Genomic DNA, 23,571 nt, shown 5'->3' with positions numbered 1-23,571 from the left:
TGAGCAGAGGTGTTGAAATGGACCAAACGCAATTTGGACGTTAGGTCGACGCTTCTAAGCTCTGGAGTTCCGCCAGCAGTGCGTCGGTCGTCACCTGACGGCAGTAACCCTTGATCGTCTGCAGCGAATTGTCGTGCCGTTCCCGGGTGATCGAGGCGCAGGCATCGGTGACCTGAGTCACCAGATAACCGAGATCACAGGCGTCGCGGATCGCGCTTTCGACACAGTGGTCGGTCCTCAGGCCGCAGATCACAAGCTGCTTTACCCCGAGATTGCGCATGACATAGTCGATGTTGGTCGAGATGAAGACCGACGACGAGGACTTTGGAAAGAGCATCTCATCTTCGCCCGGCGCAAGTTCATCGATGACCTTGCCGTCCCACGATCCCTTCGGCACGTTGAAGCCTGAGATTTTGTAATCCACGCTGCGGTCCCGCCCATCTTGGGTCAGACTCTCGATCGTGGTATAGAGCACTTCGATGGACACTGCCCGAAACCCTGCCAGCAGCCGCTGCATATTTGGGATAGCAACGCGTTCGACCTGTTCGAAATAACCCGCATAGTCGCGCGTGATCTCCGCATCCGATAGCCCCTTGAACTCCCCGCCGTCGCGCCGGGCACAGAGATTCTGGACATCGACGATAAGCAGTGCGGAGTCCGCCGGAACGACTGGCAGATCGCGGGTCAGTTCACTATCCAGAGCCATTGTATTTCCATCCATTACGAGATTTCTTGAGCAGCATTCGCGGCGCGCCCCCTGCCCGGCCGCCAACCTGCCGCCAGCAGAATGCCGCCTGTGGCCAGCACGAGCCCGGTCCAGGCAAAGAAGCTCGGCCATTCTCCCAGCAAGGGGATCGCCAGCAGCGCCGCCATGCCCGGCACCATTGCCATCATCGCGGCAGTCGAGGACGTGCCGATGGAGCGGACCGCCGTGGTGAAACACAGCACCGCAATAACACTCGGTCCTAAGCCTTGATAGGCGCCTTGGAGCAGGATTTCCGACCAGGGCGCCGCAGCAATCCCTTTCGGCAGGAACAAGAGATAAAACGGCGCGAACCACAGTAAGTTGAGTGTCGGAATGCAGACCATGGTCTGCATAGGGGTCAGTTGCCAGGCCTTGGTGGCAATCATGAAGAAGGCAACGAACAACGTCGCGGCCAGAAACATGAGATGCCCGATCCAGACATCGGACGCCACGCCGCCGGTTCCCCGGTCCCATCCGATCAGCACGCATCCGGCCAGGATCACTGTCATACCGGCAACCCGCCAGCGGTCCGGCCGGTCTTTCAGCCAGACCCACCCCAGGATCGCTGCGAAAACCGGCAGCGTGCCGTTCATCATGATGCCGGCGTGCGAGGCCGGCGCGAACTTGAAGCCGCCGAAGGCCAGCAGCAAATAAGGCACACCCTGTCCACAGGCAACCAGTGCGATCTGCCACCAGCGCAGCCTTCGCGGCCAGAACCGCCAGACGAAGGGAGAGACGGCGACGGCGGCGACCGCAAACCGCAATATCAGCATGTCGTAGATCGTCAGGGTCTGGACCACGCCAAACCTGGACACCACGACCCAACCCGACCAGACGAAGACCACAGTAAGGGCGGCCAGCCACCCGAACAGTGGCCGCACGGGCGCCGGCACGGCAGTGGATATGGGTGCGGAGGCTCCGCTCCCAGCACTCATTGGGCCATTACGCGATTTTACTCATTTCGTTGAGCTGGAAGTCGGCAACCGCGCCCTCGGTCGCCGCCCGATAGGCCGCAATATGGGGTTGGTTCGTATGCGCCTGCCAAAGGTCGCGGTTCTCCCAGATTTCGTAAAAGACAAAGAACGCAGGGTTGGCGTTGTCCTGATGGAGATCGTACTGCACACAACCTTCCTCCGTTCGCGTCGGCGCGACGAGCCTTTCCAACTCGCTGCGAACGAGGTCCTCCTTACCGGATGCGGCAGTGATCTGGGCGAGAATAATCAAGGGCATGTGGCGAATTCCATTTGGAGGCTGAGAGAGGCAAATATCGGAGGAAGATCTCCACGATGCAAGTGCCGCAAGAGACCTCTCTTCAGATCTCATTGTTCCATATTGGACAAAATTGCCTGCATTTTGGACAAACTGCAGCTCGACCCTACCTTTTTCATTCGTAAACAGCCATGGATCACGCGCGAAGCCACGCAGCCCCCGTCTCGGTTGTGGGAAATGGCCTTGGCGCTTTATCGGCGCGCGGCACTCACGCCTCCTGAGGGGCGGCTTCGAAAACTTAATCCATTCGCCACCGATGTTCGGCATCGATGCGTCGGCGGCACGGCGGGAGACACGAAATGAACTTTTTTAAATCGGCATCAAAACCCAGGACGTCCACGCGTGTAGTGGCGTTCAAGACCTTTCTCGGAACGCTTCTGCTGGGCGGGCTCTTCGCTGGCTTCACCACGGGTGCACAGGCAACTCTGATCGGGCAAACGGTGGGTTGCTCAGCCTCAAGTGACCTCGGACCATTGACCTGCTCGTCAGGTAGTGCCGTGGTTCAAGCCACTGGCCCCGAATTCATTTTGAACCAGGCGAGCAGTGGTTTTCCTCTAACCTTAACTTGGGATATCGACATCGAGGAGTCCTCGGTTCGGATCGGCTATAGCTTCCAAAGCGGCAGTGGATTTAACGACGCGCAGCTCGATGTCCTCTTATCCAATTTGCTCTGGCTCGGAAGCCCGGACGCCGTCATCACCGGTTTCCTTCTCTCGGTGAGTGGCGTGACCGGATTTGATGAGGCAAACATATCTTTTTCTGACAATGCCATCGGATTTGATCTTGGGGGCGGCCTGAGAGACACAACTTGGACCGTTGGTTCGTCTGCAACCATCACCCTCATCACGGAAAACAGAGCGAGCGTGTCCGTGCCCGAGCCCGCCACGCTGGCGCTCTTCGGCCTGGGGTTGGCCGGTCTCGGCTTTGCAAGGCGCAGGAAGACGACGCGCTGATCGCCGACAACTTCCGCGCGTTCCTGACCAAGCGCGGCATCAAGTAAGGCCACACAGAAAACAAAAGACCGGCGCGTTACAGAATGATGGGAGCGCGCCGGTTTCTTGTGTTCAAGTCTGGAATCAAGATGTGGCTGGAATCAGGATGTGGATTAACGCCCTCGGCGCCGCGCCGCGAAGCCGAAGACCGCGAGCCCGGCGGCAAAGAGCGGCAGGCTGGTCGGTGCCGGCACGGCGATCACATCGGGCGCCTCGACGAAGTCGTAGGTCAGCGTCGCACTTCCCGAGAAGCTATTTTGCAACACAGTACTCTCCACGCCCCCGGTCCCGGTTACGCGGGCGAAGGCGAAAAGCGGCAGGTTCACAGGTCCGGAGAAAAAATCGTCCAGCGGCAAAAGCTCCAGCAAATCCAGCTCGCGCTGATAGTCGCCGGCAATGCGCCCGTTTCCGCCTGCCCCCAGTGCGAGTAACGGCGTAAATCTCGAGCCTACAGCACCGATAGAATCTCGCGTGGAAGATGGAAACGGGTCGATAAGGTTGATAGAGGAAATTGCGCCAACTTCGATACAGGCGGTAAGGTTCAGCGGCAGCGGTCCGGCACAACGGAGCGAAAAATCAGCCTGCGCTATGCCTTGTAATGTTGATCGTTACAGCATTCAGTGACCCCAGGGTTTGGTCGAAAGGATTAAAATTCAGGTCCGCTCGCAAAACCGACGACGCTGGGTTCCCCGTCGTGGTGATGACAGAAGACTCAGCAAAATTCCGGGTTTGCGTGATGAGGGTGGCGTTGGCCGAAAGCGGCGCAGCGAGCAGGCCCGCGAGGGCAATACCGAGCGGAAGCAGGCGTTTCATGGTGATAATTCCTGTTAATTAAATCCGGCGTCCCGCCGATGTACCGGCGGCCAGCATAAAAATTCAATTCCGGCCCGGCGGATACAAAGGCTGTCCACCGCGCTTTCTTCCATTAAATTTTGGGATTACAGCCACGCGCGCAATTCACCAAATTCGTATAACCCTATGCGAAATTGATGAACCCAACGAACGCGTTACCTAAGACATCCGACCTAAGTGCTCTAGAAACTTGCGAATTTTGCCGCACCACAGCACCAGCTCGATAAGATGCTTGATTGCTCCTAAGCGACCTTCTTGCTGGTCAGCTTCAGTGAAATTGAGACGGCGCCGAAAGGATTCCTCAAGTTATGTTCCGTAAGAAACCCGGTATTGAAATTGAAAGATGCGCGGCATTAACAAGTGAAATCCTCGATCTTTTTGATCGCCAAACAAGCGACGAAGTTCTCGAGGATCCAACGATGAATGCGCTGGAGTTTCTATGGGACCAGTCTAATTTCCTGGCCGAGTTAGTAGAGCAAAGGCCGGAAAATCAAGGCCGATCCGGGCAAGAGTACTTCGATGGTGTCAGGCTGGGTGAACTGGCATACGAGATTGCTCTCAGGCTCCGGCAAAGAGAGCTTCGAAATCCCGAAGAAATCGCCTTGAGAATTCGCTTAAAGGCACTCACCAGAGTGCAGGGTCATTATTACGATATCATCGGTCCCGCCATGATCGAGCACGCCCAAGTCCTCACCGAACTGGAACGATTCGCTGAAGCCAGACAGAATTACGATTGCGTTATTTCAGACTTTTCATGGCTTTTAGATGAGGTCGAGGATACCGGTAGCGAATTGGACGACGGAGACAAGGTTTCAATCGAATCTCTGCACACTGCGTTGGTTCGCCGCCTGAAACTGGGAGAGCTCTCACATGACACAGCAGCAGATCTGAAAAAGAAGCAGTCAAGGGCCGCTAAATTATTGTCCATTGCTTGATCCGCCCTTCTTTGGCCGAAAGAAAGATCTCTTTAAAATTTTCTCTCTTTTTTATGAGGATGGTTTTAGTACCGTCTGCGCATTGGGTCTCAAAACCGGTATCAAATCTGCTCGAACGATAACCCTAAAGACTGCGCGCAGGTATTAAACTGACGCCACCGGCGGAGGCGAGAACGCAAGTAAGTTTCAAGGAACCTCGATGTCAAAGTGCAGGACGTCTTCACGCGTTCCCAGCTTCGTATAGAGAGCAATGGCCGGCGGATCCGCCAGATCGGCCTGAACATAGATGACATAGGCCCCGCGCTCGGCGGCGATGCGCTTCAGGTCCTCGATCAGTGCCGTGGCGATCCCCTTTCGCCTTTGATCATCCGCGACTGCAAGGTCGTAGATATAAATCTCACTGCGTTCCTGCTCGAATTTCTTCAGGACATAAGCCGCGAGTCCACCGATCACCTGCTCACTCTGAATGGCGGCCAGCGCGATGAAATCCTCGCTGCCAAGCAAGCCCTCGAGATACGTCGTGCCGGGCTGCGCACCGCTGTAGGTGTCACTGTCCTCAAATGCGTCGCCGAAAACGGTGAGCAGATCGCGGAAGAGTTCCACATCGCCCGCTTCCAGGTGGCGGATAGAATAGTCGTTCACGCGCATTGCCCCTTCATTACAGGTTTCAACCGTTTAAGACGAAACCTGCAACGCCGCAATATCCTCTGTGTCCAGTCGGTTGAGCGCGCCCATGGCCAGTCCCTTAAAGACCAGTGCCGCCTCGTCGCCCAGAGTCTCGAAGACCAGTTCGCCGCGCAAATCCTCGACCAGGCTTTGCTCGAAGCCATCGCGCAACCCCTCCTCCAGAAGATCCATCGTGCGGGTGCCGCTGCCGGTGAAGGCAACCGGCACTGGGCCGATCAGGGCGAAGAGGCGCCCAAGGCCGAAACCGATGGCGCAACCTGCCTCCCGATAGGCAGCAAGTGCTTGTTCGTTGCCTTGCCGTGCCCGATCCTCGATCAATGCCATCTCCTCGGCGCTTGGCGGCGCGACCAGTTTCTGGTCGTCTTTACCCTTGGCCCGGCGCCAGATGGCATAGTCCGCCGCGTAGGCCTCCACACAGCCGCGCCGGCCACAACGGCAGAGCGCACCCTCCGGCACATGGTTCATATGGCCGAATTCCACGGCGGAATCGCGCAGACCGACCAGAGGTGCGCCATCCAGAAACAGCCCCATGCCGACGCCATAGCCGATCAGGATCGCGGCGAAACGCTCGCGATAACGCGGCGGGTCAATCCACTGCAGAGCTTCGGTCATGGCCGCACAGTCATTCATCACCGAAACCGGCACCCCGAAACGCCGGGAAAAGCGCCGGGCGAGATCAATCTCGCGCGCCCTCAAAACCGGCGACCAAAGGATCTTTTCCCCGGCCCCATCGGTAATGCCCTGGACCGAAACCTCGATGCGTGACAGCGGGCCGGCGGCGTTAAGCGTCTCATCGAGCAGGCTGAAGACCGCATCACCGATGGTGCGGATGAACTCGCCGCGTTGCATCTCCAGCGCCGCAACGTCGACATGGCTTTCGGTGCACTCCTTACCGGCATAGTCAACCAGCTTCAGACGGATGCGGTTGACTGCAATCATGACGGCCACAACGCAGCCGCGCAGCGGATTGAGCGATAGTTTGACCTGCGGCCGGCCGCGGGCCTTTGCCGTGCCGCTCTCGCCGTCGGCCTGCAACAAAACCCCTTCGTCCAGCATCGCCGAGGTGATGCCTGATATGGCGGCCGGACTGAGTCCGGTCACTTGCCCTAATGCCGTTCGTGACTGTGCGCCACCGCGGCGGAGCGCGCGCAGGATCAGGGCCCTATTGTTCTCGCGCACGAGGTCGATCGTTGCCTTGCGGATCGTCTCACCTCCCATTGCCTCACGTGCTTTTTTTGTCGGCCCAGAACCTGATCGGTTTTCACTGAACAGTGAAAAGCGTGAACCAGCCTCTACGCCATACAGTTGGAGAAGGTTCGTTCTCCAACGCCAGCACTTCAGCAATATGTTGACACAGAGAACGTCTCGTGTCACATTTTTTTCAGAGCGTGAAATAAATAAACGAAAGCGTCGGGATTGATTGCCCGCAGCGCTTCGACTGCAATAATACTCGGGAGGAAATCGATGAAAAAATTTATGCTCGGTCTGGCCGGCGCGGCAATGGCGGCAAGCTTCGCCGGGACAGCGCTCGCACAGGACATCACCGTCGGCGTTTCCTGGTCCAATTTTCAGGAGGAGCGCTGGAAGACGGACGAGGCCGCCATCAAGGCCGCACTTGACGCTGCCGGCGCCAAGTACATCTCTGCCGATGCTCAGTCCTCGTCGTCCAAACAGCTTTCAGACGTCGAAAGCCTGATCGCCCGCGGCGCCACGGCGCTGATCATTCTGGCCCAGGATTCGAGCGCAATCGGCCCGGCCATCGATGCGGCCGACAACGAAGGCATCCCCGTGGTTGGCTATGACCGCCTGATCGATGACGCCCGCGCCTTCTACCTGACCTTCGACAACGTTGAGGTCGGCCGCATGCAGGCCCGCGCCGTGCTCGCGGCTCAGCCCAAGGGCAACTACATCATGATCAAGGGTTCGCCGACCGATCCCAATGCAGACTTCCTCCGCGGTGGTCAGCAGGAGATCCTGCAGGCGGCGGTGGATTCCGGCGCCATCAAGATTGTCGGCGAAGCCTATACCGACGGCTGGCTGCCGGCCAACGCCCAGCGCAACATGGAACAGCTTCTGACTGCGAACGATAATAAGGTCGATGCGGTAGTCGCCTCTAATGACGGTACCGCCGGCGGCGTGGTTGCCGCACTGACCGCTCAGGGAATGGAAGGCATCCCGGTTTCCGGCCAAGACGGCGACCATGCAGCCCTGAACCGGGTCGCACGGGGCACGCAGACCGTTTCGGTCTGGAAAGATGCACGGGATCTCGGCAAGGCCGCCGGCGAAATCGCCGTCGCGTTGGCAAAGGGAACGGCTGCAAACGCCGTGGACGGAGCGCAGGCTTGGACCAGCCCCGGCGGCACCAAACTGACCGCCAAGTTCCTGGCACCGGTTCCCGTCACCCGGGCAAACCTGAATGCGGTGATCGATGCCAACTGGATCGCAAAAGACGCCCTCTGCGCGGGCGTGCCGGCAGGCACCGTCGATATCTGCGGCTGACGCTACTTCGGCGGCGCATTACTCGACAGGCGGCCCCGACCGGGAGCCAGCCCGGCAGAACGTCCGGGCCGCCTGATCGCCCTGTATCTAACATTTTTCAGCTGAGAGCCGGTGCACCGCAGTCTGGAGCTGTTGCGCGCTGATCTCGCAATGGAGGCTCATCATGCGTGACGCCTTATCCCGGGCCGTTCGCACTTTGCAGATAGATACACGCCTTTTGGGCATGATTGCCGCATTGGTGATCGTTTGGATCGTGTTCGACCTGCTGACGGAAGGGCGTTTCCTGACGCCACGAAACCTCTTCAACCTTTCGGTTCAAACCGCGTCGGTCGCGGTCATGGCAACCGGCATGGTGTTCATCATCGTGACACGGCATATCGACCTCTCGGTTGGTGCGCTGCTGGGTTTCATCGGCATGACCATCGGCTGGCTGCAGGCGCAGGTCTTGCCGGATCTGCTCGGTATCGGCCACCCCGCTATCTGGGTCATCACGATCTTCTGCGGAGCCCTGATGGGCGCAGCGATCGGCGCGGCGCAAGGATATGTCGTCGGTTACCTCGCAGTCCCCGCCTTTATCGTCACATTAGGCGGCCTGCTGGTCTGGCGCGGCGCGGCCTGGTGGGTTACCGGTGGGCAGACGGTTGCACCCCTTGATTCGACCTTCAACCTGCTGGGCGGTGGCGCGGAAGGCACGCTCGGCGCGACCTGGAGCTGGCTCTTGGCGGCCGTCACTTCGCTCGCTGCCGTTGGCTTGCTGTTTCTTTCCCGCAAACGCAAAAGCGACCACGGATTCGCGGTCAAACCCTTCGGCGCGGACATCGCATTAGCCGGGATATTCGTTGCGGTGATCTTCGGCTTTACTTCGGTGATGAACGCCTATGCCATTCCAGCCCGAGCCGCGGCGCGCATGTTTGCAGCCCGAGGTGAGACAATGCCGGAAGGCCTCGTCCTCTCCCACGGCATCGCCATTCCGGTGGTTATCGTGTTGATCGTCGCCACGGTCATGACGGTGGTCGCCCGGCGCACCCGCTTTGGCCGCTATATTTTTGCGACCGGCGGCAACCCGGATGCGGCGGAACTCGCCGGGGTCGATACCAAACTGCTGACCGTCAAGGTCTTCGCCTTGATGGGCTTCCTGACCGCCATCGCCGCGGTCATCGCTTCCGCCCGTCTGCGTTCGGCAGCCAACGACTTGGGCACCCTGGACGAACTCCGGGTCATCGCGGCGGCCGTGATCGGCGGCACCGCCCTTTCCGGCGGAATCGGCACGATCTATGGCGCCATTCTCGGGGCTGTGGTTATGCAGTCGCTGCAGTCAGGCATGGCTATGGTCGGCGTCGACGCACCACTGCAGTCTATTGTTGTTGGTCTGGTCCTGGTACTCGCGGTCCTTGCCGACATCATCTATCGCCGCAAGACGGGAGATTGAGCCATGAGCACGCAAGCTTCACACGCCGGACAAACCCCTCTCGTTGAACTGCAGGACATTCACATCGCATTCGGCGGCGTCAAAGCCGTCGACGGGGTCGATGTTGACCTTTACCCCGGCGAGGTCGTGGGTCTGCTCGGCCACAACGGCGCCGGCAAATCGACCCTTATCAAGACTCTCTCGGGTGCTTACCGGCGGGACAGCGGCAGCATTCGCATCAACGGCCAGGAGGTCACGATCGAGAACCCGCGCGACGCCCGGCACCACAACATCGAGACGATCTATCAGACCCTGGCGCTGGCAGATAATCTGGACGCGGCCTCAAATATTTTTCTGGGCCGGGAATTGGTCTCGGGCAGCGGATTTCTCGACGATGACCGTATGGAGGCCGAGACCCGCAAGATCATGGGACGGCTGAACCCGAACTTTCAAAAGTTCTCCGCCCCCGTCAAAGCGCTCTCTGGTGGCCAACGCCAATCGGTCGCCATCGCCCGCGCCATCTACTTTGACGCCCGGGTCCTGATCATGGACGAGCCCACCGCCGCGCTCGGCCCGCAGGAAACCGCCCAGGTCGGCGAGCTGATCAAACAGCTCAAATCCGAAGGCATCGGCATCTTCCTGATCTCCCATGACATCCACGATGTCTTCGACCTGGCCGACCGGGTCAGCGTCATGAAGAACGGCCAACTCGTGGGCTCGGCACGCACCGAGGACGTCACCAAAGACGAGGTGCTGGGCATGATCATCCTGGGCAAATGCCCGCCGGGTGCCACGCCGGGTCCGGGCGCGTTGGATGGGGATGCTAGTTGAGTAGGAAAGAGGCGCTCGCGCTCATCCTAGAGTTTCAGATTGGCTAGCGGGCGCCTCAGGGAAATTAGCCGTAACTGCTGTCAAGATCGACAGTACGTTCAGATTGTGCGTTCACGTTGCTCGGCTCGGCGCCAGCAGTTGATACCGCCGCCAAATGCTGTCATTGCGAATGGACACCGTTCTGACAGCCACCCGCCAATAACGGAAAACCAGGCCATTTTCTGAAGATTGTTTTCAGGCCGGTTCCGATACACTCTCCGGATTGCGGGTGCTGAAGTAGGAGGTCTCATGGCAAATCAGCCCAATATCGTTTGGATTGTGGCCGACCATTTGGCATATGGAAACCGCCCGACCTTGGCAACGGCGTTCAAGCTTCAATCCCGTCTGGCCCGCGAGGGAATGTGCTTCAGCCGTGCTCATACAGTTCTTCCAGTTTGCAGCCCAGCCCGGGCCTCCATGCTCACAGGGGTCTACCCGCATGCCCATGGCTTAACGGAAAACGATGGCAGATTTGGTGGTCGGGCAAGTATCAACGAAGCCGAATGGCTTCTGCATCAGCCATTGCGACAGCGGGGCTACCGCTGCGCCTGGTTCGGGAAATGGCACCTCGACAATAACCGATCTGCCCATGACTATGGCTTCGAGGGATTTTCACTTCCAGGGTACGGATATCCATACGGGACAGCCGAATATCGAGATTATCTCAGACAAATCTGTTGCTCGCCACCCGTCGCCGAGGTCGAATTGCCGGGAGAGTCAGGGCTTCAAAAAGGCACGCGGATAAATTTGACTGAGGCATATAAGTGGTTTGACTATGAGTCCGGAACCGCTCTGCTTGACGGGCCGGCCAAGAGCCACGAAACGTTTTTCTTATCGCATCTTGCTACGGATTGGCTCAACACAGTCGGCGACGAACCATTCTTCATGAGAGTTGATCCTTGGGGGCCGCACCCACCCTATCTTGTATCCCGCCCCTTTTTTGGGTCTGTGGAAGCAATGGGAATCGACTTAGGGCCAAACTTCGATTTCGAACTCCATCAGCGGCCGCCACATCATAGGGCGTATCGTGATTATTGGCGCAAGACCCTGAATTTTGACGCCTCCGAATGGAACCTGATGGCAGTGAGGTCGCTTGAACATGTAGCCCAGGTTGAAGCAGGCCTGAGTAACCTCCTGGACGCCCTCGACCATATGGGGTTTGCAGAAAATACCTTTGTGATCTTCTGCGCTGACCATGGGGATGCCGTTGCGTCAAATGGAGGCATCGCCAATAAAGGTGGTCTGATGGTTGAAGAGACGATGCGCATTCCATTGTTACTGCGTGGGCCTGGCATCCCGGCTGGCACGACCGTCGGACATCTGGTGAGCAACATGGATATTGTGCCTACCGTCCTCGAAGTGAGCGAGATTTTGACGCATCCCGAAATGCACGGGCAAAGCCTCGTTCCATTGTTTGACAATCCAAACGGTGCATGGCGAACCGGGCTGATGGCTCAACACTATGGATTACATGAACCGGTCCTTCAGCGTGCCTACTACGAAAAGGACTGGAAACTTGTCGTGCAAGAAGACGGATTTCTTGAATTGTACAATTTGGACAATGATCCCCACGAGATGCACAACCTGGCTTTTCTGAATGAGTTTGCTCATGAGTTGGAATGCATGAAGACCGGGCTACGGACCACCATGATTAAAACCGGGGACGATGGAACTCGAATATCAAATGTCATAGCCCCCATTTGATCAGAAATTTTCTGGGTGCGAAACCACGCTCATTGGTTACGACTGCCGGCGGTCGCTAACTAACGTCAATTGCAGCGGAGAGGAATAATGGTTGCGCCATGCAGCATTATAAGAATTCGCGGCGGACCAGGGATAAAATATAGAACGGCCAGCGTATGGGCACCGCTCGGATGGCCGAAATGCAGTCCAAGCCACAAGGTAACACGGCGATCAAGCTGAGGTGCGATTGAGCTTTGCGATGATCTGGTCGCTTGTCGTGACCGAGGCGATTTTGCCATCCATATACTTCAGTGACACTTGCGCATGTTCGTTGTCGTATGAGCCTATGCAGTCAGCGGCCAAGACGACGCGCATGTCACGTTGATAGGCATCAATCGCAGCCATCCTTATGCAAGCGTGCGTATTCACACCGGCGAGCACGGGCGCTGTCACCCCAAGATCCTTTAACACCTCATCCAACTCAGTTTGAAAGAAAGCGCTGTATCGTTTCTTGATGACCGTCATATCTCCTGACTCAAAAGCAAGATCGCTGTGTATTTGCGACCCTCGCGTCCCTTTGATGGTGATCGATATTTGCTTATCACGCATGTCAAGAAAGGCGTCGCTGAGATCAGGCTCGAACTCTTGGCGAACCCAAAGGACGGGAAGAGCAAAAACACGGAACGCCTCAATGAGCCTATTTGTACTCTCTATCAGCCTGTCGCGGCGATCCGCTTCCCATTGATCCAGGAAGTCATGCAACATATCGATGATGATGAGGCAGTGATTACGCATGGCACCTTGATACCACCTGTTGCACTCAGGCCCAATCCTACAGTGGATAAACTGCCTGAGCTTGCTGCTTATGCGTCGCGCCAGTTCCCAGAGGCCTACGCGCCGACTTTATGAGCAGAAACGGGACTGGCTACCTCCAGGAATAGCTGTTTCGGGTCGACACTCTCGACAGCTGAATTGAATTCCGTTATCAGCGACGCATGCTCACATTTGCCGCTGCCGTATTCTTCCTCCTCATCACGCCGGGGCCAGGTGTCCTTTCAGCGGCGGGCGTCGGATCCGCGTTCGGGTTCCGATCAGGGGCCCGCTATATTGTCGGGTTATTTATCGGCACGAATCTCGTTGCCCTGGCGGTGATATCGGGGCTCGCGGCAATCCTTCTGGCTACATCCGAAGTGCGGTTTCTTCTGCTGATTGCTTCGGCCTGCTACCTGGTTTTTCTCGCAGCGCGCATTGCGTTGTCAGGAACAAAAGTAGCCTTCATTGAAACCGCGAAGCCGCCTGGGGTCTGGGGCGGCATCACCTTGCAGGCCATCAACCCGAAAGCCTATGCGGTCAATACAACCCTCTTTACCGGATTTGCTTTTTGGCCGGAGAGCCTGGCGAGCGAGACCTTGATCAAGCTCGTCGTGATCAACGGGATCTGGATCCCGATCCATTTCCTCTGGCTTGGGGCCGGTGTCTGGCTCCATCGCCTCGATCTCCCGGCACGCGTCCAGTTTCGCATCAATTTGGCCATGGCGGTGTCCATGCTGGCCGTTGTCGCTCTAGCGGCACTAGCCCCAAAGTAAGATGCAGAAATGAAGTGGCGGCACTTAACGACGCTGCTCCAGAACGTGGTTCCCGGAACTCATAATCTTGTTGCCCGAGCGGGTCGTATTTAGGGAGGTTTTAGGAGCGTCGCCCCCTCTCACCGGGCCTGCTTTCGAGACCTCTCCTACCTAAAATCTCCCAAAATAAGATCAAGGCCATGAAGGAATATGAGTCCTTAACCTAGATCAGATCGCGGGCTTGTATGAAAAACGTATGCCTGGGGCTGTCAATTAGACCCTGAGCGTCACCTTTAACGCACCGGCACCCAAATCTCGACCTCGCCCCTGCCCGTCGTGCCGTCGAAACGCTCGTCATAAAGCTCGAAGTCCGGCCCGCCCGCGTGACTGACTTCAGCTTCGGGCAGCCATTTGTTCCAGATGCTATATACCGTTTTGCGGATGTCGGAGATGTGTCCGCTGTGGATGAAAACCGCATAGCGTTGCGCCGGCACCGTTATCCGCGCGAGGCCGTCATTTTCGTCCTCCGCACTGCCGACCTCCACACCCGCCATATAATCAAAGTTCCCCTCTGCATCGCCATTAAAACAGATGCCGTAGCTGGTTTTGCCGATTTGATTTGGAATCTGCTCGAAGTGGGGCGCAAAACGACGCCAGAGGTCCGGAATGCTGTGATTGGTCTCAAAACTGTAGCGCTCCGACAGGCCCGCGATTCTAAAGGCCTCCCGGTCGACGATGCGTGGCGGTTGGAGATCGGTCAGTAACGAAGCGTCCATGGCAATTGGCTCCACAAGCTGAAGGTTTTCGAGGCTGCGTGCCGCGCGGAGCGCTTCGGGCGTGATGCCGAAGAGTTCGCGAAAAGCCCGCGTGAAGGCTTCGTGGGATCCGTAACCTGCATCCAGAGCGACGCTCAGGATATCGTCCGCGCCGCCGACCAGCAGCCGGGCCGCTTCACTAAGCCGGCGCGCCCGTGCATAAGCCATGACCGAGCGGCCAGAGACACTTTGGAAGACGCGCGAGAGGTGAAAACGGGAGACACCGCAAGCCTGCGCGACATCCTCGAGATCGAACGCCTCGCGTCTGCGCCACTCCACGTACCAGACCACCTTCTCCAGAATGCTCATCTATGTTTCCCTTAAAGCCAACAGTGAGAATAAGGGCTTGCTTGCCTTCTCTGCTTGATCGCTCTTGCTGCTGGCTGATCGTGCCCCTGGCTTAAGAGGTATCTTGGCTCCGGAATCCATCTCCTAAAAGCCGGATGGCGTCACTGGTATCTTTCGTCAGCCAATCACACATGCGTTGAGTGGGTGTGGATTGGGTGGAGAAAACCTGCAACCATTGAACCTGCTTAGGCAAAATCGACAAAAGTCCCGTACTCGTGGAGATGGCAGGCTTGCAAAACTTTTCAGAGCGCTGACCGCTTTTGCATCGGCTTTGGCCTCGGACTCGCGATCGTTCTCATCTATGGCGATTTTGTCATCCATATTCCGGTCATTGTGGGCATTCTGGCGACCGCTCTTTATCTGACCAAGGAGAAGTGGTGGGCCTTTTGGGTCTAGCCGACGATCGGATTCCAGCCAGATCTGATCTGCCCTCGTAACCTCAAACTGCATTTACTGTCGTTTTTTGTTGTTTTTTTCCGTTTTTTCCCGAAAATCAAAAACCAACCACAAGGGTTCAGAAACGGTAGAGCCCTACGCCAGGATTGCAGGGAGCATACGTGCAGGATTTTGGGGCAGCTTTTGGCGAGGCCTTCGCGTTAATTGCGGGGCTGGACGCAGGCTTGATGGAGATTATCGGCCTCTCCATGCGCGTAACCTTCAGCGCCGTTCTGATCGCCTGCGTCATCGGCCTCCCCCTGGGTGCCGTCCTCGCGGTCGGGCGTTTTCCAGGCAGGCACATCCTGGTGGTGCTGGTCAGCGCCCTGATGGGCCTTCCCCCCGTCGTGGTAGGCTTGGCGGTTTATTTGATGCTTTCCGCGGCCGGGCCGCTGGGTGTGCTGCAGCTGCTGTACACGCCAACCGCCATGATCATCGCACAAGCCATTCTGGTGACTCCGATCATCGCATCTCTTACCCGGCAGGTAATCGACGATCTTCACGGCGAATACGACGAGTTGCTGCGCTCCATGGGTGCAAACCGCGTTGGCATGATCGCAACCCTTCTTTGGGACGCCCGTTATTCCCTGCTGACGGCGGCGCTCGCCGGGCTTGGCCGGGCGCTGGCGGAGGTAGGCGCGGTCATGATTGTCGGCGGCAACATCAACCACGTCACCCGGGTCATGACTACCGCGATTGCCCTGGAAACCTCCAAGGGCGCGCTGGCGCTGGCGCTGGGGTTGGGTATCATTCTGGTCGGCCTCTCAATCCTGGTGAACGCTGGTTTGATGGGATTGCGCAAGTCTGCGGAGCGGCTGGCCTATGCCTGAACCTATATCCCGCGCGAGCCATCTCTCGGTCATCGAAGCCGGGGTGAAACCGCCCGCGGTGGCGTTGCACGACGTGGTCCTTGAACGCCGTGGCAAGGCCTTGGTTGATGGCCTGACTCTTTCGCTCTCCACCAGCGGTACCACAGTCCTGATGGGCCCCAACGGAGCCGGCAAAAGCTTGACCCTGCGGCTGATGGCCGGGCTGATCGCGCCTGACGAAGGCCGGGTCCGCTGGAACGGTGTCGAGACGACGCCATCACAAAGCGTCGCGCTGGTCTTTCAAAAGCCGGTTTTGCTGCGCCGCTCGGTTCGCGCTAACCTCAAGCATGCCCTTAAGACCTACGGCGTGAGCCGGATCGAGAGACCGCGCCGGCTCGAGAAACTCCTGGAAATGGGTGAGCTGGAAAACCTGGCCGACCGGCCTGCGCGCGTGCTGTCGGGCGGCGAGCAGCAACGGGTCGCCTTGGTCCGGGCTTTGGCGGCGAGGCCAAAACTCCTGTTGCTCGACGAGCCGACCGCCAGCCTCGATCCGCAGGCAACCGCAGCAATTGAAAGCCTGATCCGTATGGCGGCGCAGAACGGCGCGAAAATCGTTCTCGTCACCCATGATCGCGGCCAGGCTCAACGGCTGGCAGACGAGATCGTGTTTCTGAATCACGGTCAGGTCGCGGAGGTTACACCGGCGCAACGTTTCTTCGATGCTCCACAGTCTCAAGAAGGCAGAGACTATCTGGATGGCCACCTTCTTCTCTGATGCAGGCAATTCCCAAGGAAGTTACAATGTTCAAACGCAGTATCCCGGTCTTGCTGTCCAGCGTCGTTATTGGAAGCGCGGCCCTTGGCAGCGCAGCCTTCAACACTGCGTCGGCCGAGGAGAAGTTCATTGTGGTGCAGTCCACGACCTCGACCCAGAACTCCGGTCTCTACGACGCGCTGTTGCCCCGGTTCACGGCAAAAAGCGGGATCGAAGTTCGCGTCGTCGCCGTCGGTACCGGACAAGCCATCAAGAATGCTCAGAACTGCGACGGCGATGTGCTGCTGGTCCATGCCAAATCAGCCGAAGAGAAGTTCGTGGCTGCGGGCCACGGCGTCTCACGCTCAGATGTCATGTATAACGATTTCATCATCGTCGGCCCGGCATCGGACCCGGCTGGCGTTGCCGGATCGAACGACGTAAAAACGGCGCTCGCCAATATTCAAAGAGCAAGGGCACCCTTTGCCTCCCGCGGGGACGACAGCGGCACCCACAAAAAAGAACTGGCACTCTGGGAATCTGCGGGAATCGACCTCTCCGGTGCAAGCGGCGGCTGGTACCGCGAAACCGGATCCGGCATGGGGGCAACGCTCAATGTCGCCGTGGGTATGGGCGCATATGTCATGACTGACCGGGCGACCTGGATCGCCTTCGGCAACAAGGCGGGTTACGGCATTGCCGTTGAAGGTGACGACGACATGTTCAATCAGTACGGCGTCATTCAGGTTAATCCGAAGATCTGTGCCAACGTGAAAGCGGAGCTGAGCAAGACCTTTATCAATTGGGTTCTCTCCAAGGAAGGTCAGACCGCCATCGCCGATTTTAAATTCAATGGTCAGCAGCTGTTCTTCCCCAACGCAGGGGACAAGCCAAACAGCTAAATCGAAATACTAAATCCCCGAACTTGCCGGGCTTGCACCTGGTCCGGCATTGAAGCGGCGGCGCGCGGCAAGTCGTTCCACCGCGGCTTCTCCCGCGTGCCGCCGTCCTTCTTCCAAACGAACAAAACCGCTCGTCGCTTCGACGATCAGGGCATCAGACAGCCACCGGGTAAGCTCGTCTTTGTCATAAAGTTTATCCGCGTTGTCGGGCCCCATCTCAGGCCGTTCCGCCTGGGCCTTGGAAAAGCCTTCCAACAGCAGCCAGCCATCGTGCGTAAGGGATTCATAGGCAAGTCGAACGGCCCGTTCCCGCAGTGCGGCCGTGCCGTGCAGATAGAGAATGCACGCCAGATCCCAGTTTCGCCCGGTCTCTGGCGCCCAATCGGCAAGATCAGCGGTAATGCGTTCCACTTTCACCCCAGCGGCATCGTCTCGCGCGAGCGCACGCCGGGTCGCTTCAGCTGAATGGTCAACAGCCGTCACGTCCAAACCCTGTTGCGCCAGCCAGGTCCCGTTTCTGCCGTCCCCATCCGCCAGGCAAAGGACCGTGCGCGGATTGAAGGCGCGGAAATCCCCGCGCGCGCAAAACATGCGCAGATATTCGTTCGGCACTTCGCCGAACAGCCCGCCATCGACCGCACCGTAGCGGGCGTCCCAGGCTTGTGCGCTGCCCAGCGGCTCACGCATTACAGATCGCGAACATCAGGCGCCGTTCCAATGTACACGGCCATGGCCGCTGAGGTTGTACCCGCCAAGTTCCTCTGCCTTGGCGGCAAAAGCATCTCCGCGGCAGAATTCCAGTAATGCCTGAAACGGCGGTTCGAACCAGCTGCGCCGATCGACGACCAGATCGAAACGCTCCTCCTGCGTTGGAACGAATGCCAGGCCGAACTGTTTGGCCATGGCTTCAAGACCGGGTGCAGCATCCGCCCGGCCAGAGGCGACGGCGACCGCGGCATCGGTTTCGGTCCGAGCCACGTCCTTACTGAAAGTGATCTCGTTTGAAGTGATCCCGGCCTCCTGCAGCAGATGATTCAGCAGGATACCTGCACCTGCCGCCGGCTGCCGGCGAACCAGACACTTGCCACGGAGATCTCCAATGCTCCGTACGGATTCAGCAAGCCCGGCAGACAGGATCAAGCCCTGGCGGCGGATTGCCCACTCGACCAGAACAACAGGTGCCGATCCCAGGCTATTGGTCACGTGCCTGATGTTCCAATCGTCCCTATCCGGCTCGAAGACGTGAAGCCCTGCCGCCATTGCATCGCCTGTTTCCAAGCGTGTTAAGCCGTCCAGGCTGCCGTCGAAGAAAGTCGCAAGACCGGAACCGGATTCTCGAATTGCCCAGTCGAGCAGCGGGTCGTGACTGCCCGCAACGACACTCGCCGGCGCTGGGCGGGCAACGGCCACGGCACGACCGCCTCCTACCGGCAGTTCGCCAACCAGCCAGGCTTCCAGCTCAACGCGTGGGAACAGGAGTTTGCCGGTCACGCGCCGGCAGGGAATCTCCTCGGCCGCCGCCATTTCATAGACCTTGCGTTCCTTGACGCGTAGCAACTCCGCCACCTCGCGGGTCGTCAGATACTCGGGGGGGCTGCTTCGAATTTCCATACCCTTCAATACACCGGCTGTGGGGGAAATTGAAACTGCTAAGCGTTCAACATCCACGTCAGCGCCCCAAGTTTAGCTCCGCCGGGTTGATGCGGTGGTATTGACAGAATTATCGTTTCGATGGTGTCATCTCCAGAAAATTTCAACTTTTCTTAGCAACTCAATCATACAGAAAGTCAATAGAACCATGATCCGCTCAATGCCCGTTCTTCAGGTCACCGACGTCACGAGAAGCGAGAGGTTTTATTGTGAGAAGCTGGGTTTTAAATCTCACGGCACCTGGGGCGACGGCCCCGACTTTTGCATTGTCCAACGTGGACAGGTGACGATCGCTCTGGACCGCTCCCGCGGCGACGGCCCTCTCCCCAACAATCAATACTGGGCAGCCTATATTTACGTCAAAGATGCCGATGCCCTACACGCGGAATTTAGCCGAAATGGCGTGGAGATCGCCCGCGCGCTGGAAGACACCTTTTACGGCTCACGTGACTTCGACATCCGCGATCTCGATGGCCATCTGCTCGCCTTCGGTCACGACCTCAAACCCGATACAGACGAGCCGGGTCTGGCGTGACGTCCAGCTTGGTATTGCGTTGGCTATGGGTGTCTCAAACAGTGAAACGCACATCTTCTGGAAATTTGCCGGAACACCAATCTAAATCGCGAATAATCGGCGCCACGTATGTAATACAAAAGCGGGTCGCTACCGTTTACATTCGCATCCTGTGCGGTCAACAGTTCTGGCATCTCTGCCAGCAACCACGCGAAAAACCGATTGACGGCATTGTGTAATACTATAACGTCACGCCATCGTTTTTTCGGCACGGGTTCCTCCCTTGGCTAAACTCCGCAAATTCCGACGATTGGCACTGCTGCCATTGATTGCTTGGCTGCTCGCGCAGATCGCGACGACGTCGGTCTTTGCCCAGCGTGTGGATGTCGCGTCTCCGGTGAAGTACGCGGCGGATTCCTTTTCTGCGGTCGAAGCTCTAGCCGTCGATACGCTGGTGATTTGCACGCCGAAGGGCCTTATGGTCATCAGTCTGGATTCCGAAGGCAGGGAACTGCCAGAAGAATCCACCTTCTACCCCGGTTGCCAGTGGTGCCAACCGTTCGGCGGATCGGCTGCAATCTCTGGCCCTGAACAGTCGGGCCCGACTGCTTCGCTCTCGACGACTTGTCACTACAGGATAAACATCGCGCAAGTTCTGCCGCGCGACGGTGGTGCGACAGCATTTCACAGCCGCGCCCCTCCCCTTTGAGCGCCGCATAAACCACAGACCACCGCAGCCCAGAATTGGACGCCGGTCGTTTCAATATGCTCAAAGGAAAAATCTGAAATGTACAAAGCTCTGAACGGGCTCGCTGCCGCCGTCGCCGCGATGGCCCTCTCTCTGTCACTTACTCTGGCTGCGTCAGCCGAAACCATCACCATCACCGACACCGAAGGTCGCGAGGTCGTCGTGCCGCATGGTGCGGAACGGGTTCTGCTGACTTTCTATTTCGAAGACTTCTACGCCATCGTTGGTAAAGGTGCCTACGACCGGGTCGTCGCGATCTCCCGCGAACCCTGGGAAGGTTGGCGCAACACCCAGTTTCAGGTCTACAGCAAGGCAATCCCCCGGATCACCGGTTTGATCGATGTTGGATACGAAGAGGCCGGCGGCTTTTCCATTGAGAAAGCGGTGGCGGCGAAGCCCGACGTGGCGATCATCGCCAGCTGGCAGTACCGGGGCCTAGGTGCAGAGGGAATCGCCAAGTTGGAGGCCGCCGGCATCCCTATTGTGGTCACCGACTACAATGCGCAAACCCTTGAGAAACATTTGGCGAGCACACGGATCATCGGCCAAGTCATGGCCAGTGAAGCGCGTGCCGAGAAGCTGGCAGACGAATACGAAGCCGCTGTCCTCGATGTGATTCAACGGGTTAAATCCAGAGGCAACGCCCCTGCCCCGGTTTACGTCGAACTCGGCAACAAAGGTCCGGGGACCTATGGTAACTCCTACGGTCCCACCATGTGGGGTGGCGTGGTCAAAATGGCCGGTGGCCAAAACATTGCCGAGAGCAAGATCGAAAACTGGGGCCCGCTGAATCCCGAGTATGTCCTGGCCAGCAAGCCCAAAACTGTCTTTCTGGCAGGTTCCGACTGGGCGGGCCGGGACAAAGCGGTTCTGATGGGCTTCGGTATCGAAGAAGACGTCACCCGCGCAAGGATACAGCCTTATGTCAAGCGGCCAGGTTGGAGCAACCTGCCTGCCGTACAGGAGGGCGAGATCCATGCCGTCTATCACGGTGGCGCCCGCACTCTCTATGATTACACCTTTCTGCAATACATCGCGAAGGTACTGCACCCGAAAGCCTTTACGGACGTCGACCCGGTCGCAAACCACAAGCGTTTCTACGAAACCTATCTACCGATCGAAGCCGAGGGCAGCTTTATGCTGAAGCTCGATTGAGTTTCGAGCAACACCACCGGTGCGCCTACCAGCGCACCGGCATCTCCCGCATTCGCACAAAGGGCGTCCTGACATGGCGTTAATTGGTTCGGAAACGCTGACCTACGTCGCGCTCGTCAGACGCCGCAGCCTGATCCTCTTTTCGGCAGCGATCGCCCTGACCCTGGTCGTCGTCATCGATATCCTTGTCGGGCCGGCATTTCTGGCATTCGGCGACGTGGTTTCCGCCCTCGTTCTACCGGCGAGCCAGGTCGATCCAACAGTTCATGTCATTGTCCGCGAAATCCGTCTGCCAATGACTCTTATGGCATTACTGGTCGGCGCCTCTCTCGGGACCGCAGGCGCCTTGATGCAAACCATCCTGGGCAATCCCCTCGCGAGTCCCTACACATTGGGTTTTTCGGCTGCTGCCGGTTGCGGGGCCGCGCTCGCGATCCTGACCGGCTTTGAACTGCCGGTGATTCCGGATTTTTCGATCCCTGTCGCCGCCTGTGTGGGTGGTGCGCTGGCCGCCTGCATCGTCTATGGCATGGCAAGGATGCGCGGCATGACGTCGGAAGTCATGATCCTGGCGGGAATCGCCACGCTCTTCATGTTCCAGTCCCTCCAGTCTCTGGTGCAATACATGGCCGCGCCCGAGGTTCTTCAGGAGATCGTCTTCTGGCTATTCGGCAGCCTGGTCAAGGCGAGCTATCTTTCCGTATCCATCACGTGCGGCATTCTCCTGACCGTCGCGCTCCTGCTGATTCCGGACGTCTGGAAGTTGACAGCACTCAGATTAGGTGACGAACGCGCTCAGAGCCTGGGTGTCGCAGTTGAGCGTTTGCGCCTCAAGATCTTTGCCTTGATCGTCCTGCTGACCGCCGGCGCCGTTGCTTTTGTCGGTACCATCGGTTTCATCGGTCTGGTGGCGCCGCATATCGCCCGCATGCTGGTCGGGGAGGATCAGCGGGTTCTGCTGCCCATGTCGGCGGTCACCGGCGCCTTTGTCATGGCCAGTGCCTCAGTGGCCTCTAAACTCATCTCCCCCGGCGCGATCGTTCCCATCGGCATCGTCACCGCAATTATCGGTGTGCCATTCCTGTTTCTTTTGATCGCCCGCGGCCGCCGGAGGTTCTGGTGACTTTAGCCGTTAAGGATCTGGCGGTCTCGCTCGGCGGGGTTTCCATCGTAAAGCGAACCAGCCTGACCTGTGCGGCCGGACAATTCGTCATGCTGATCGGTCCGAACGGTGCCGGTAAATCGACGCTGCTCAAGGCGGTGTCAGGCCTCCTGCCCTCGAAGGGCCAGGTCCACCTGCAGGATAAGCCCCTCGCAACGGCGGACCGGCAGAGCGTCATTGCCTATATGCCTCAGGATATCGGGCCGGTCTCCTCGCTTACGGTTCTGGAAGTGGTTCTCTTGGGTCGTCTTCGCTCGCTTGGCTTATCGGTTCCAGGCGCCCTCGCGGAAGCGGCGGGTGCCGCCCTGGATCAGTTCGGCCTGGCCGCACTGCAGGGCCGCACGCTCGATGCCATCAGCGGCGGTCAGAGGCAATTGGTTTACCTCGCACAGGCCCTGTTCCGGCAACCCGATGTTCTGTTGCTCGACGAACCAACGGCAGCCCTGGATCTACGTCATCAACTGGTGGTTCTAGAGGCCGTGCAGCAGCACTGCGCAGCGCATGGTACGATTGCCGTCGCCGCCATGCATGACCTGACACTCGCCGCACAGTTCGCCGATCAGATGATCTGCCTTTCCGAAGGCCTTATCGAAGCAAAAGGCCCGCCCGAGGACGTCCTGACGGCGGACCGTCTACGCCACGTCTACGGTGTCGAGGCCGAGGTCGCCTACAGTGAACGCGGGCGCCTGAACGTCACGCCGTTGCGCGCCGGTTAATGTGGCCCTGTCGGGTTGTTCGAACCGGATCTTTACGCTGAACGACCCATAGAGGACT

26 protein-coding genes are annotated in these 23,571 nt (G+C 58.3%); 15 read left to right on the top strand and 11 right to left on the bottom strand.

Features of this window, described 5'->3' with window-relative positions:
* Positions 1 to 40 precede the first annotated feature (40 nt).
* Genes QMZ18_RS33140 through QMZ18_RS33130 form a run of 3 tightly spaced genes read right to left on the bottom strand, consistent with a single transcriptional unit; the run spans position 41 to position 1,975 of the window.
* Positions 41 to 721: an isochorismatase family cysteine hydrolase gene (locus QMZ18_RS33140; RefSeq protein WP_282610728.1), complete on the bottom strand. Its 681-nt coding sequence runs from the start codon at positions 719 to 721 to the stop codon at positions 41 to 43.
* On the bottom strand, positions 721 to 1,680 hold the full coding sequence (locus QMZ18_RS33135) for a DMT family transporter (RefSeq protein WP_282610726.1): 960 nt from the start codon (positions 1,678 to 1,680) through the stop codon (positions 721 to 723). Before QMZ18_RS33135 ends, QMZ18_RS33140 begins: the two co-directional genes overlap by 1 nt.
* Before the next feature lie 7 nt (positions 1,681 to 1,687).
* A complete protein-coding gene (locus QMZ18_RS33130) occupies positions 1,688 to 1,975 on the bottom strand; it encodes a putative quinol monooxygenase (protein ID WP_282610725.1) in 288 nt (95 codons plus the stop codon).
* A 338-nt stretch (positions 1,976 to 2,313) separates the two neighbouring features.
* On the opposite strand from QMZ18_RS33130, the gene QMZ18_RS33125 reads away from it, so the two are divergent.
* A complete protein-coding gene (locus QMZ18_RS33125) occupies positions 2,314 to 2,967 on the top strand; it encodes a PEP-CTERM sorting domain-containing protein (protein WP_282610724.1) in 654 nt (217 codons plus the stop codon).
* 152 nt (positions 2,968 to 3,119) lie between these two features.
* Here the strand turns inward: QMZ18_RS33125 and QMZ18_RS33120 are convergent, their stop codons facing one another.
* Both QMZ18_RS33120 and QMZ18_RS33115 read right to left on the bottom strand, forming a co-directional pair.
* Complete coding sequence (locus QMZ18_RS33120; RefSeq protein WP_282610723.1) at positions 3,120 to 3,374, bottom strand: PEP-CTERM sorting domain-containing protein; 255 nt, start codon at positions 3,372 to 3,374, stop codon at positions 3,120 to 3,122.
* 208 nt (positions 3,375 to 3,582) lie between these two features.
* Positions 3,583 to 3,819, bottom strand: a complete 237-nt coding sequence (locus tag QMZ18_RS33115) for a hypothetical protein (RefSeq protein WP_282610722.1) — start codon at positions 3,817 to 3,819, stop codon at positions 3,583 to 3,585.
* A 347-nt stretch (positions 3,820 to 4,166) separates the two neighbouring features.
* Between QMZ18_RS33115 and QMZ18_RS33110 the strand changes: the two genes are divergently transcribed.
* Positions 4,167 to 4,793 (top strand): hypothetical protein, encoded by a 627-nt coding sequence (locus tag QMZ18_RS33110; RefSeq protein WP_282610721.1) that lies wholly within the window; start codon positions 4,167 to 4,169, stop codon positions 4,791 to 4,793.
* A gap of 186 nt (positions 4,794 to 4,979) precedes the next feature.
* On the opposite strand, the gene QMZ18_RS33105 is transcribed toward QMZ18_RS33110, so the two are convergent.
* Together QMZ18_RS33105 and QMZ18_RS33100 are read right to left on the bottom strand one after the other, a co-directional pair.
* A complete protein-coding gene (locus QMZ18_RS33105; RefSeq protein WP_282610720.1) occupies positions 4,980 to 5,435 on the bottom strand; it encodes an AAC(3)-I family aminoglycoside N-acetyltransferase in 456 nt (151 codons plus the stop codon).
* Positions 5,436 to 5,468: 33 nt separating this feature from the next.
* Complete coding sequence (locus tag QMZ18_RS33100; RefSeq protein ID WP_282610719.1) at positions 5,469 to 6,698, bottom strand: ROK family protein; 1,230 nt, start codon at positions 6,696 to 6,698, stop codon at positions 5,469 to 5,471.
* Between the two features lie 246 nt (positions 6,699 to 6,944).
* Here QMZ18_RS33100 and xylF point away from each other — a divergent pair, with 246 nt between their 5' ends.
* The 4 genes from xylF (at position 6,945) to QMZ18_RS33080 (ending at position 11,961) form a co-directional block, all read left to right on the top strand.
* Positions 6,945 to 7,979: a D-xylose ABC transporter substrate-binding protein gene (gene xylF, locus QMZ18_RS33095; protein ID WP_282610718.1), complete on the top strand. Its 1,035-nt coding sequence runs from the start codon at positions 6,945 to 6,947 to the stop codon at positions 7,977 to 7,979.
* A 163-nt stretch (positions 7,980 to 8,142) separates the two neighbouring features.
* Entirely contained in the window at positions 8,143 to 9,408 is a 1,266-nt protein-coding gene (locus tag QMZ18_RS33090; RefSeq protein ID WP_282610717.1) for a sugar ABC transporter permease, read from the top strand.
* Positions 9,409 to 9,411: 3 nt separating this feature from the next.
* A complete protein-coding gene (locus QMZ18_RS33085; protein WP_282610716.1) occupies positions 9,412 to 10,218 on the top strand; it encodes an ATP-binding cassette domain-containing protein in 807 nt (268 codons plus the stop codon).
* Between the two features lie 288 nt (positions 10,219 to 10,506).
* A complete protein-coding gene (locus QMZ18_RS33080; protein WP_282610715.1) occupies positions 10,507 to 11,961 on the top strand; it encodes a sulfatase-like hydrolase/transferase in 1,455 nt (484 codons plus the stop codon).
* A gap of 210 nt (positions 11,962 to 12,171) precedes the next feature.
* On the opposite strand, the gene QMZ18_RS33075 is transcribed toward QMZ18_RS33080, so the two are convergent.
* Complete coding sequence (locus tag QMZ18_RS33075; RefSeq protein ID WP_282610714.1) at positions 12,172 to 12,735, bottom strand: cysteine hydrolase family protein; 564 nt, start codon at positions 12,733 to 12,735, stop codon at positions 12,172 to 12,174.
* Between the two features lie 200 nt (positions 12,736 to 12,935).
* Here QMZ18_RS33075 and QMZ18_RS33070 point away from each other — a divergent pair, with 200 nt between their 5' ends.
* On the top strand, positions 12,936 to 13,526 hold the full coding sequence (locus QMZ18_RS33070) for a LysE family translocator (protein WP_282610713.1): 591 nt from the start codon (positions 12,936 to 12,938) through the stop codon (positions 13,524 to 13,526).
* A 272-nt stretch (positions 13,527 to 13,798) separates the two neighbouring features.
* On the opposite strand, the gene QMZ18_RS33065 is transcribed toward QMZ18_RS33070, so the two are convergent.
* On the bottom strand, positions 13,799 to 14,629 hold the full coding sequence (locus QMZ18_RS33065; RefSeq protein ID WP_282610712.1) for an AraC family transcriptional regulator: 831 nt from the start codon (positions 14,627 to 14,629) through the stop codon (positions 13,799 to 13,801).
* A gap of 596 nt (positions 14,630 to 15,225) precedes the next feature.
* On the opposite strand from QMZ18_RS33065, the gene QMZ18_RS33060 reads away from it, so the two are divergent.
* From QMZ18_RS33060 to QMZ18_RS33050, 3 genes are read left to right on the top strand one after another with little or no spacing between them, the layout of a single operon-like run.
* Positions 15,226 to 15,933: an ABC transporter permease gene (locus QMZ18_RS33060; protein WP_322097552.1), complete on the top strand. Its 708-nt coding sequence runs from the start codon at positions 15,226 to 15,228 to the stop codon at positions 15,931 to 15,933.
* Complete coding sequence (locus QMZ18_RS33055) at positions 15,926 to 16,687, top strand: ATP-binding cassette domain-containing protein (RefSeq protein WP_282610711.1); 762 nt, start codon at positions 15,926 to 15,928, stop codon at positions 16,685 to 16,687. Before QMZ18_RS33060 ends, QMZ18_RS33055 begins: the two co-directional genes overlap by 8 nt.
* Before the next feature lie 26 nt (positions 16,688 to 16,713).
* Entirely contained in the window at positions 16,714 to 17,568 is an 855-nt protein-coding gene (locus QMZ18_RS33050; protein ID WP_282610710.1) for a substrate-binding domain-containing protein, read from the top strand.
* A gap of 9 nt (positions 17,569 to 17,577) precedes the next feature.
* Here QMZ18_RS33050 and QMZ18_RS33045 read toward each other — a convergent pair whose 3' ends face one another.
* Together QMZ18_RS33045 and QMZ18_RS33040 are read right to left on the bottom strand one after the other, a co-directional pair.
* Entirely contained in the window at positions 17,578 to 18,255 is a 678-nt protein-coding gene (locus QMZ18_RS33045) for a bifunctional 2-polyprenyl-6-hydroxyphenol methylase/3-demethylubiquinol 3-O-methyltransferase UbiG (RefSeq protein WP_282610709.1), read from the bottom strand.
* 15 nt (positions 18,256 to 18,270) lie between these two features.
* Complete coding sequence (locus QMZ18_RS33040; protein ID WP_282610708.1) at positions 18,271 to 19,179, bottom strand: helix-turn-helix transcriptional regulator; 909 nt, start codon at positions 19,177 to 19,179, stop codon at positions 18,271 to 18,273.
* 199 nt (positions 19,180 to 19,378) lie between these two features.
* Here QMZ18_RS33040 and QMZ18_RS33035 point away from each other — a divergent pair, with 199 nt between their 5' ends.
* The 5 genes from QMZ18_RS33035 (at position 19,379) to QMZ18_RS33015 (ending at position 23,513) form a co-directional block, all read left to right on the top strand.
* A complete protein-coding gene (locus QMZ18_RS33035) occupies positions 19,379 to 19,753 on the top strand; it encodes a VOC family protein (protein WP_282610707.1) in 375 nt (124 codons plus the stop codon).
* A gap of 262 nt (positions 19,754 to 20,015) precedes the next feature.
* Positions 20,016 to 20,441 (top strand): hypothetical protein, encoded by a 426-nt coding sequence (locus QMZ18_RS33030; RefSeq protein ID WP_282610706.1) that lies wholly within the window; start codon positions 20,016 to 20,018, stop codon positions 20,439 to 20,441.
* Between the two features lie 78 nt (positions 20,442 to 20,519).
* Complete coding sequence (locus QMZ18_RS33025) at positions 20,520 to 21,635, top strand: ABC transporter substrate-binding protein (protein ID WP_282610705.1); 1,116 nt, start codon at positions 20,520 to 20,522, stop codon at positions 21,633 to 21,635.
* A gap of 73 nt (positions 21,636 to 21,708) precedes the next feature.
* Positions 21,709 to 22,758: an iron ABC transporter permease gene (locus QMZ18_RS33020; RefSeq protein WP_282610704.1), complete on the top strand. Its 1,050-nt coding sequence runs from the start codon at positions 21,709 to 21,711 to the stop codon at positions 22,756 to 22,758.
* Entirely contained in the window at positions 22,755 to 23,513 is a 759-nt protein-coding gene (locus tag QMZ18_RS33015) for an ABC transporter ATP-binding protein (protein ID WP_282610703.1), read from the top strand. The genes QMZ18_RS33020 and QMZ18_RS33015 overlap by 4 nt, the downstream gene beginning before the upstream one ends.
* The last annotated feature ends 58 nt before the right edge of the window (positions 23,514 to 23,571 follow it).

Origin of the sequence: Pelagibius sp. Alg239-R121, assembly GCF_947331435.1 — a bacterium.
Classification (GTDB): Bacteria; Pseudomonadota; Alphaproteobacteria; order Kiloniellales; family Kiloniellaceae; genus Denitrobaculum.
The sequence above is the reverse complement of the archived record's forward strand: the minus strand, read 5'-3'. Positions and strand labels throughout refer to the sequence as shown.

What these genes read in the sequence shown, in the direction of transcription:
- QMZ18_RS33140 (WP_282610728.1), bottom strand. Translation starts at nt 721, where the DNA reads ATGGATGGAAATACAATGGCTCTGGATAGTGAACTGACCCGCGATCTG.
- QMZ18_RS33125 (WP_282610724.1), top strand. Translation starts at nt 2,314, where the DNA reads ATGAACTTTTTTAAATCGGCATCAAAACCCAGGACGTCCACGCGTGTA.
- QMZ18_RS33080 (WP_282610715.1), top strand. Translation starts at nt 10,507, where the DNA reads ATGGCAAATCAGCCCAATATCGTTTGGATTGTGGCCGACCATTTGGCA.
- QMZ18_RS33020 (WP_282610704.1), top strand. Translation starts at nt 21,709, where the DNA reads ATGGCGTTAATTGGTTCGGAAACGCTGACCTACGTCGCGCTCGTCAGA.
- QMZ18_RS33035 (WP_282610707.1), top strand. Translation starts at nt 19,379, where the DNA reads ATGCCCGTTCTTCAGGTCACCGACGTCACGAGAAGCGAGAGGTTTTAT.
- QMZ18_RS33100 (WP_282610719.1), bottom strand. Translation starts at nt 6,698, where the DNA reads ATGGGAGGTGAGACGATCCGCAAGGCAACGATCGACCTCGTGCGCGAG.
- QMZ18_RS33110 (WP_282610721.1), top strand. Translation starts at nt 4,167, where the DNA reads ATGTTCCGTAAGAAACCCGGTATTGAAATTGAAAGATGCGCGGCATTA.
- QMZ18_RS33085 (WP_282610716.1), top strand. Translation starts at nt 9,412, where the DNA reads ATGAGCACGCAAGCTTCACACGCCGGACAAACCCCTCTCGTTGAACTG.
- QMZ18_RS33070 (WP_282610713.1), top strand. Translation starts at nt 12,936, where the DNA reads ATGCTCACATTTGCCGCTGCCGTATTCTTCCTCCTCATCACGCCGGGG.
- QMZ18_RS33045 (WP_282610709.1), bottom strand. Translation starts at nt 18,255, where the DNA reads ATGCGTGAGCCGCTGGGCAGCGCACAAGCCTGGGACGCCCGCTACGGT.
- QMZ18_RS33135 (WP_282610726.1), bottom strand. Translation starts at nt 1,680, where the DNA reads ATGAGTGCTGGGAGCGGAGCCTCCGCACCCATATCCACTGCCGTGCCG.
- QMZ18_RS33050 (WP_282610710.1), top strand. Translation starts at nt 16,714, where the DNA reads ATGTTCAAACGCAGTATCCCGGTCTTGCTGTCCAGCGTCGTTATTGGA.
- QMZ18_RS33025 (WP_282610705.1), top strand. Translation starts at nt 20,520, where the DNA reads ATGTACAAAGCTCTGAACGGGCTCGCTGCCGCCGTCGCCGCGATGGCC.
- QMZ18_RS33090 (WP_282610717.1), top strand. Translation starts at nt 8,143, where the DNA reads ATGCGTGACGCCTTATCCCGGGCCGTTCGCACTTTGCAGATAGATACA.
- QMZ18_RS33130 (WP_282610725.1), bottom strand. Translation starts at nt 1,975, where the DNA reads ATGCCCTTGATTATTCTCGCCCAGATCACTGCCGCATCCGGTAAGGAG.
- xylF (WP_282610718.1), top strand. Translation starts at nt 6,945, where the DNA reads ATGAAAAAATTTATGCTCGGTCTGGCCGGCGCGGCAATGGCGGCAAGC.
- QMZ18_RS33075 (WP_282610714.1), bottom strand. Translation starts at nt 12,735, where the DNA reads ATGCGTAATCACTGCCTCATCATCATCGATATGTTGCATGACTTCCTG.
- QMZ18_RS33115 (WP_282610722.1), bottom strand. Translation starts at nt 3,819, where the DNA reads ATGAAACGCCTGCTTCCGCTCGGTATTGCCCTCGCGGGCCTGCTCGCT.
- QMZ18_RS33055 (WP_282610711.1), top strand. Translation starts at nt 15,926, where the DNA reads ATGCCTGAACCTATATCCCGCGCGAGCCATCTCTCGGTCATCGAAGCC.
- QMZ18_RS33065 (WP_282610712.1), bottom strand. Translation starts at nt 14,629, where the DNA reads ATGAGCATTCTGGAGAAGGTGGTCTGGTACGTGGAGTGGCGCAGACGC.
- QMZ18_RS33040 (WP_282610708.1), bottom strand. Translation starts at nt 19,179, where the DNA reads ATGGAAATTCGAAGCAGCCCCCCCGAGTATCTGACGACCCGCGAGGTG.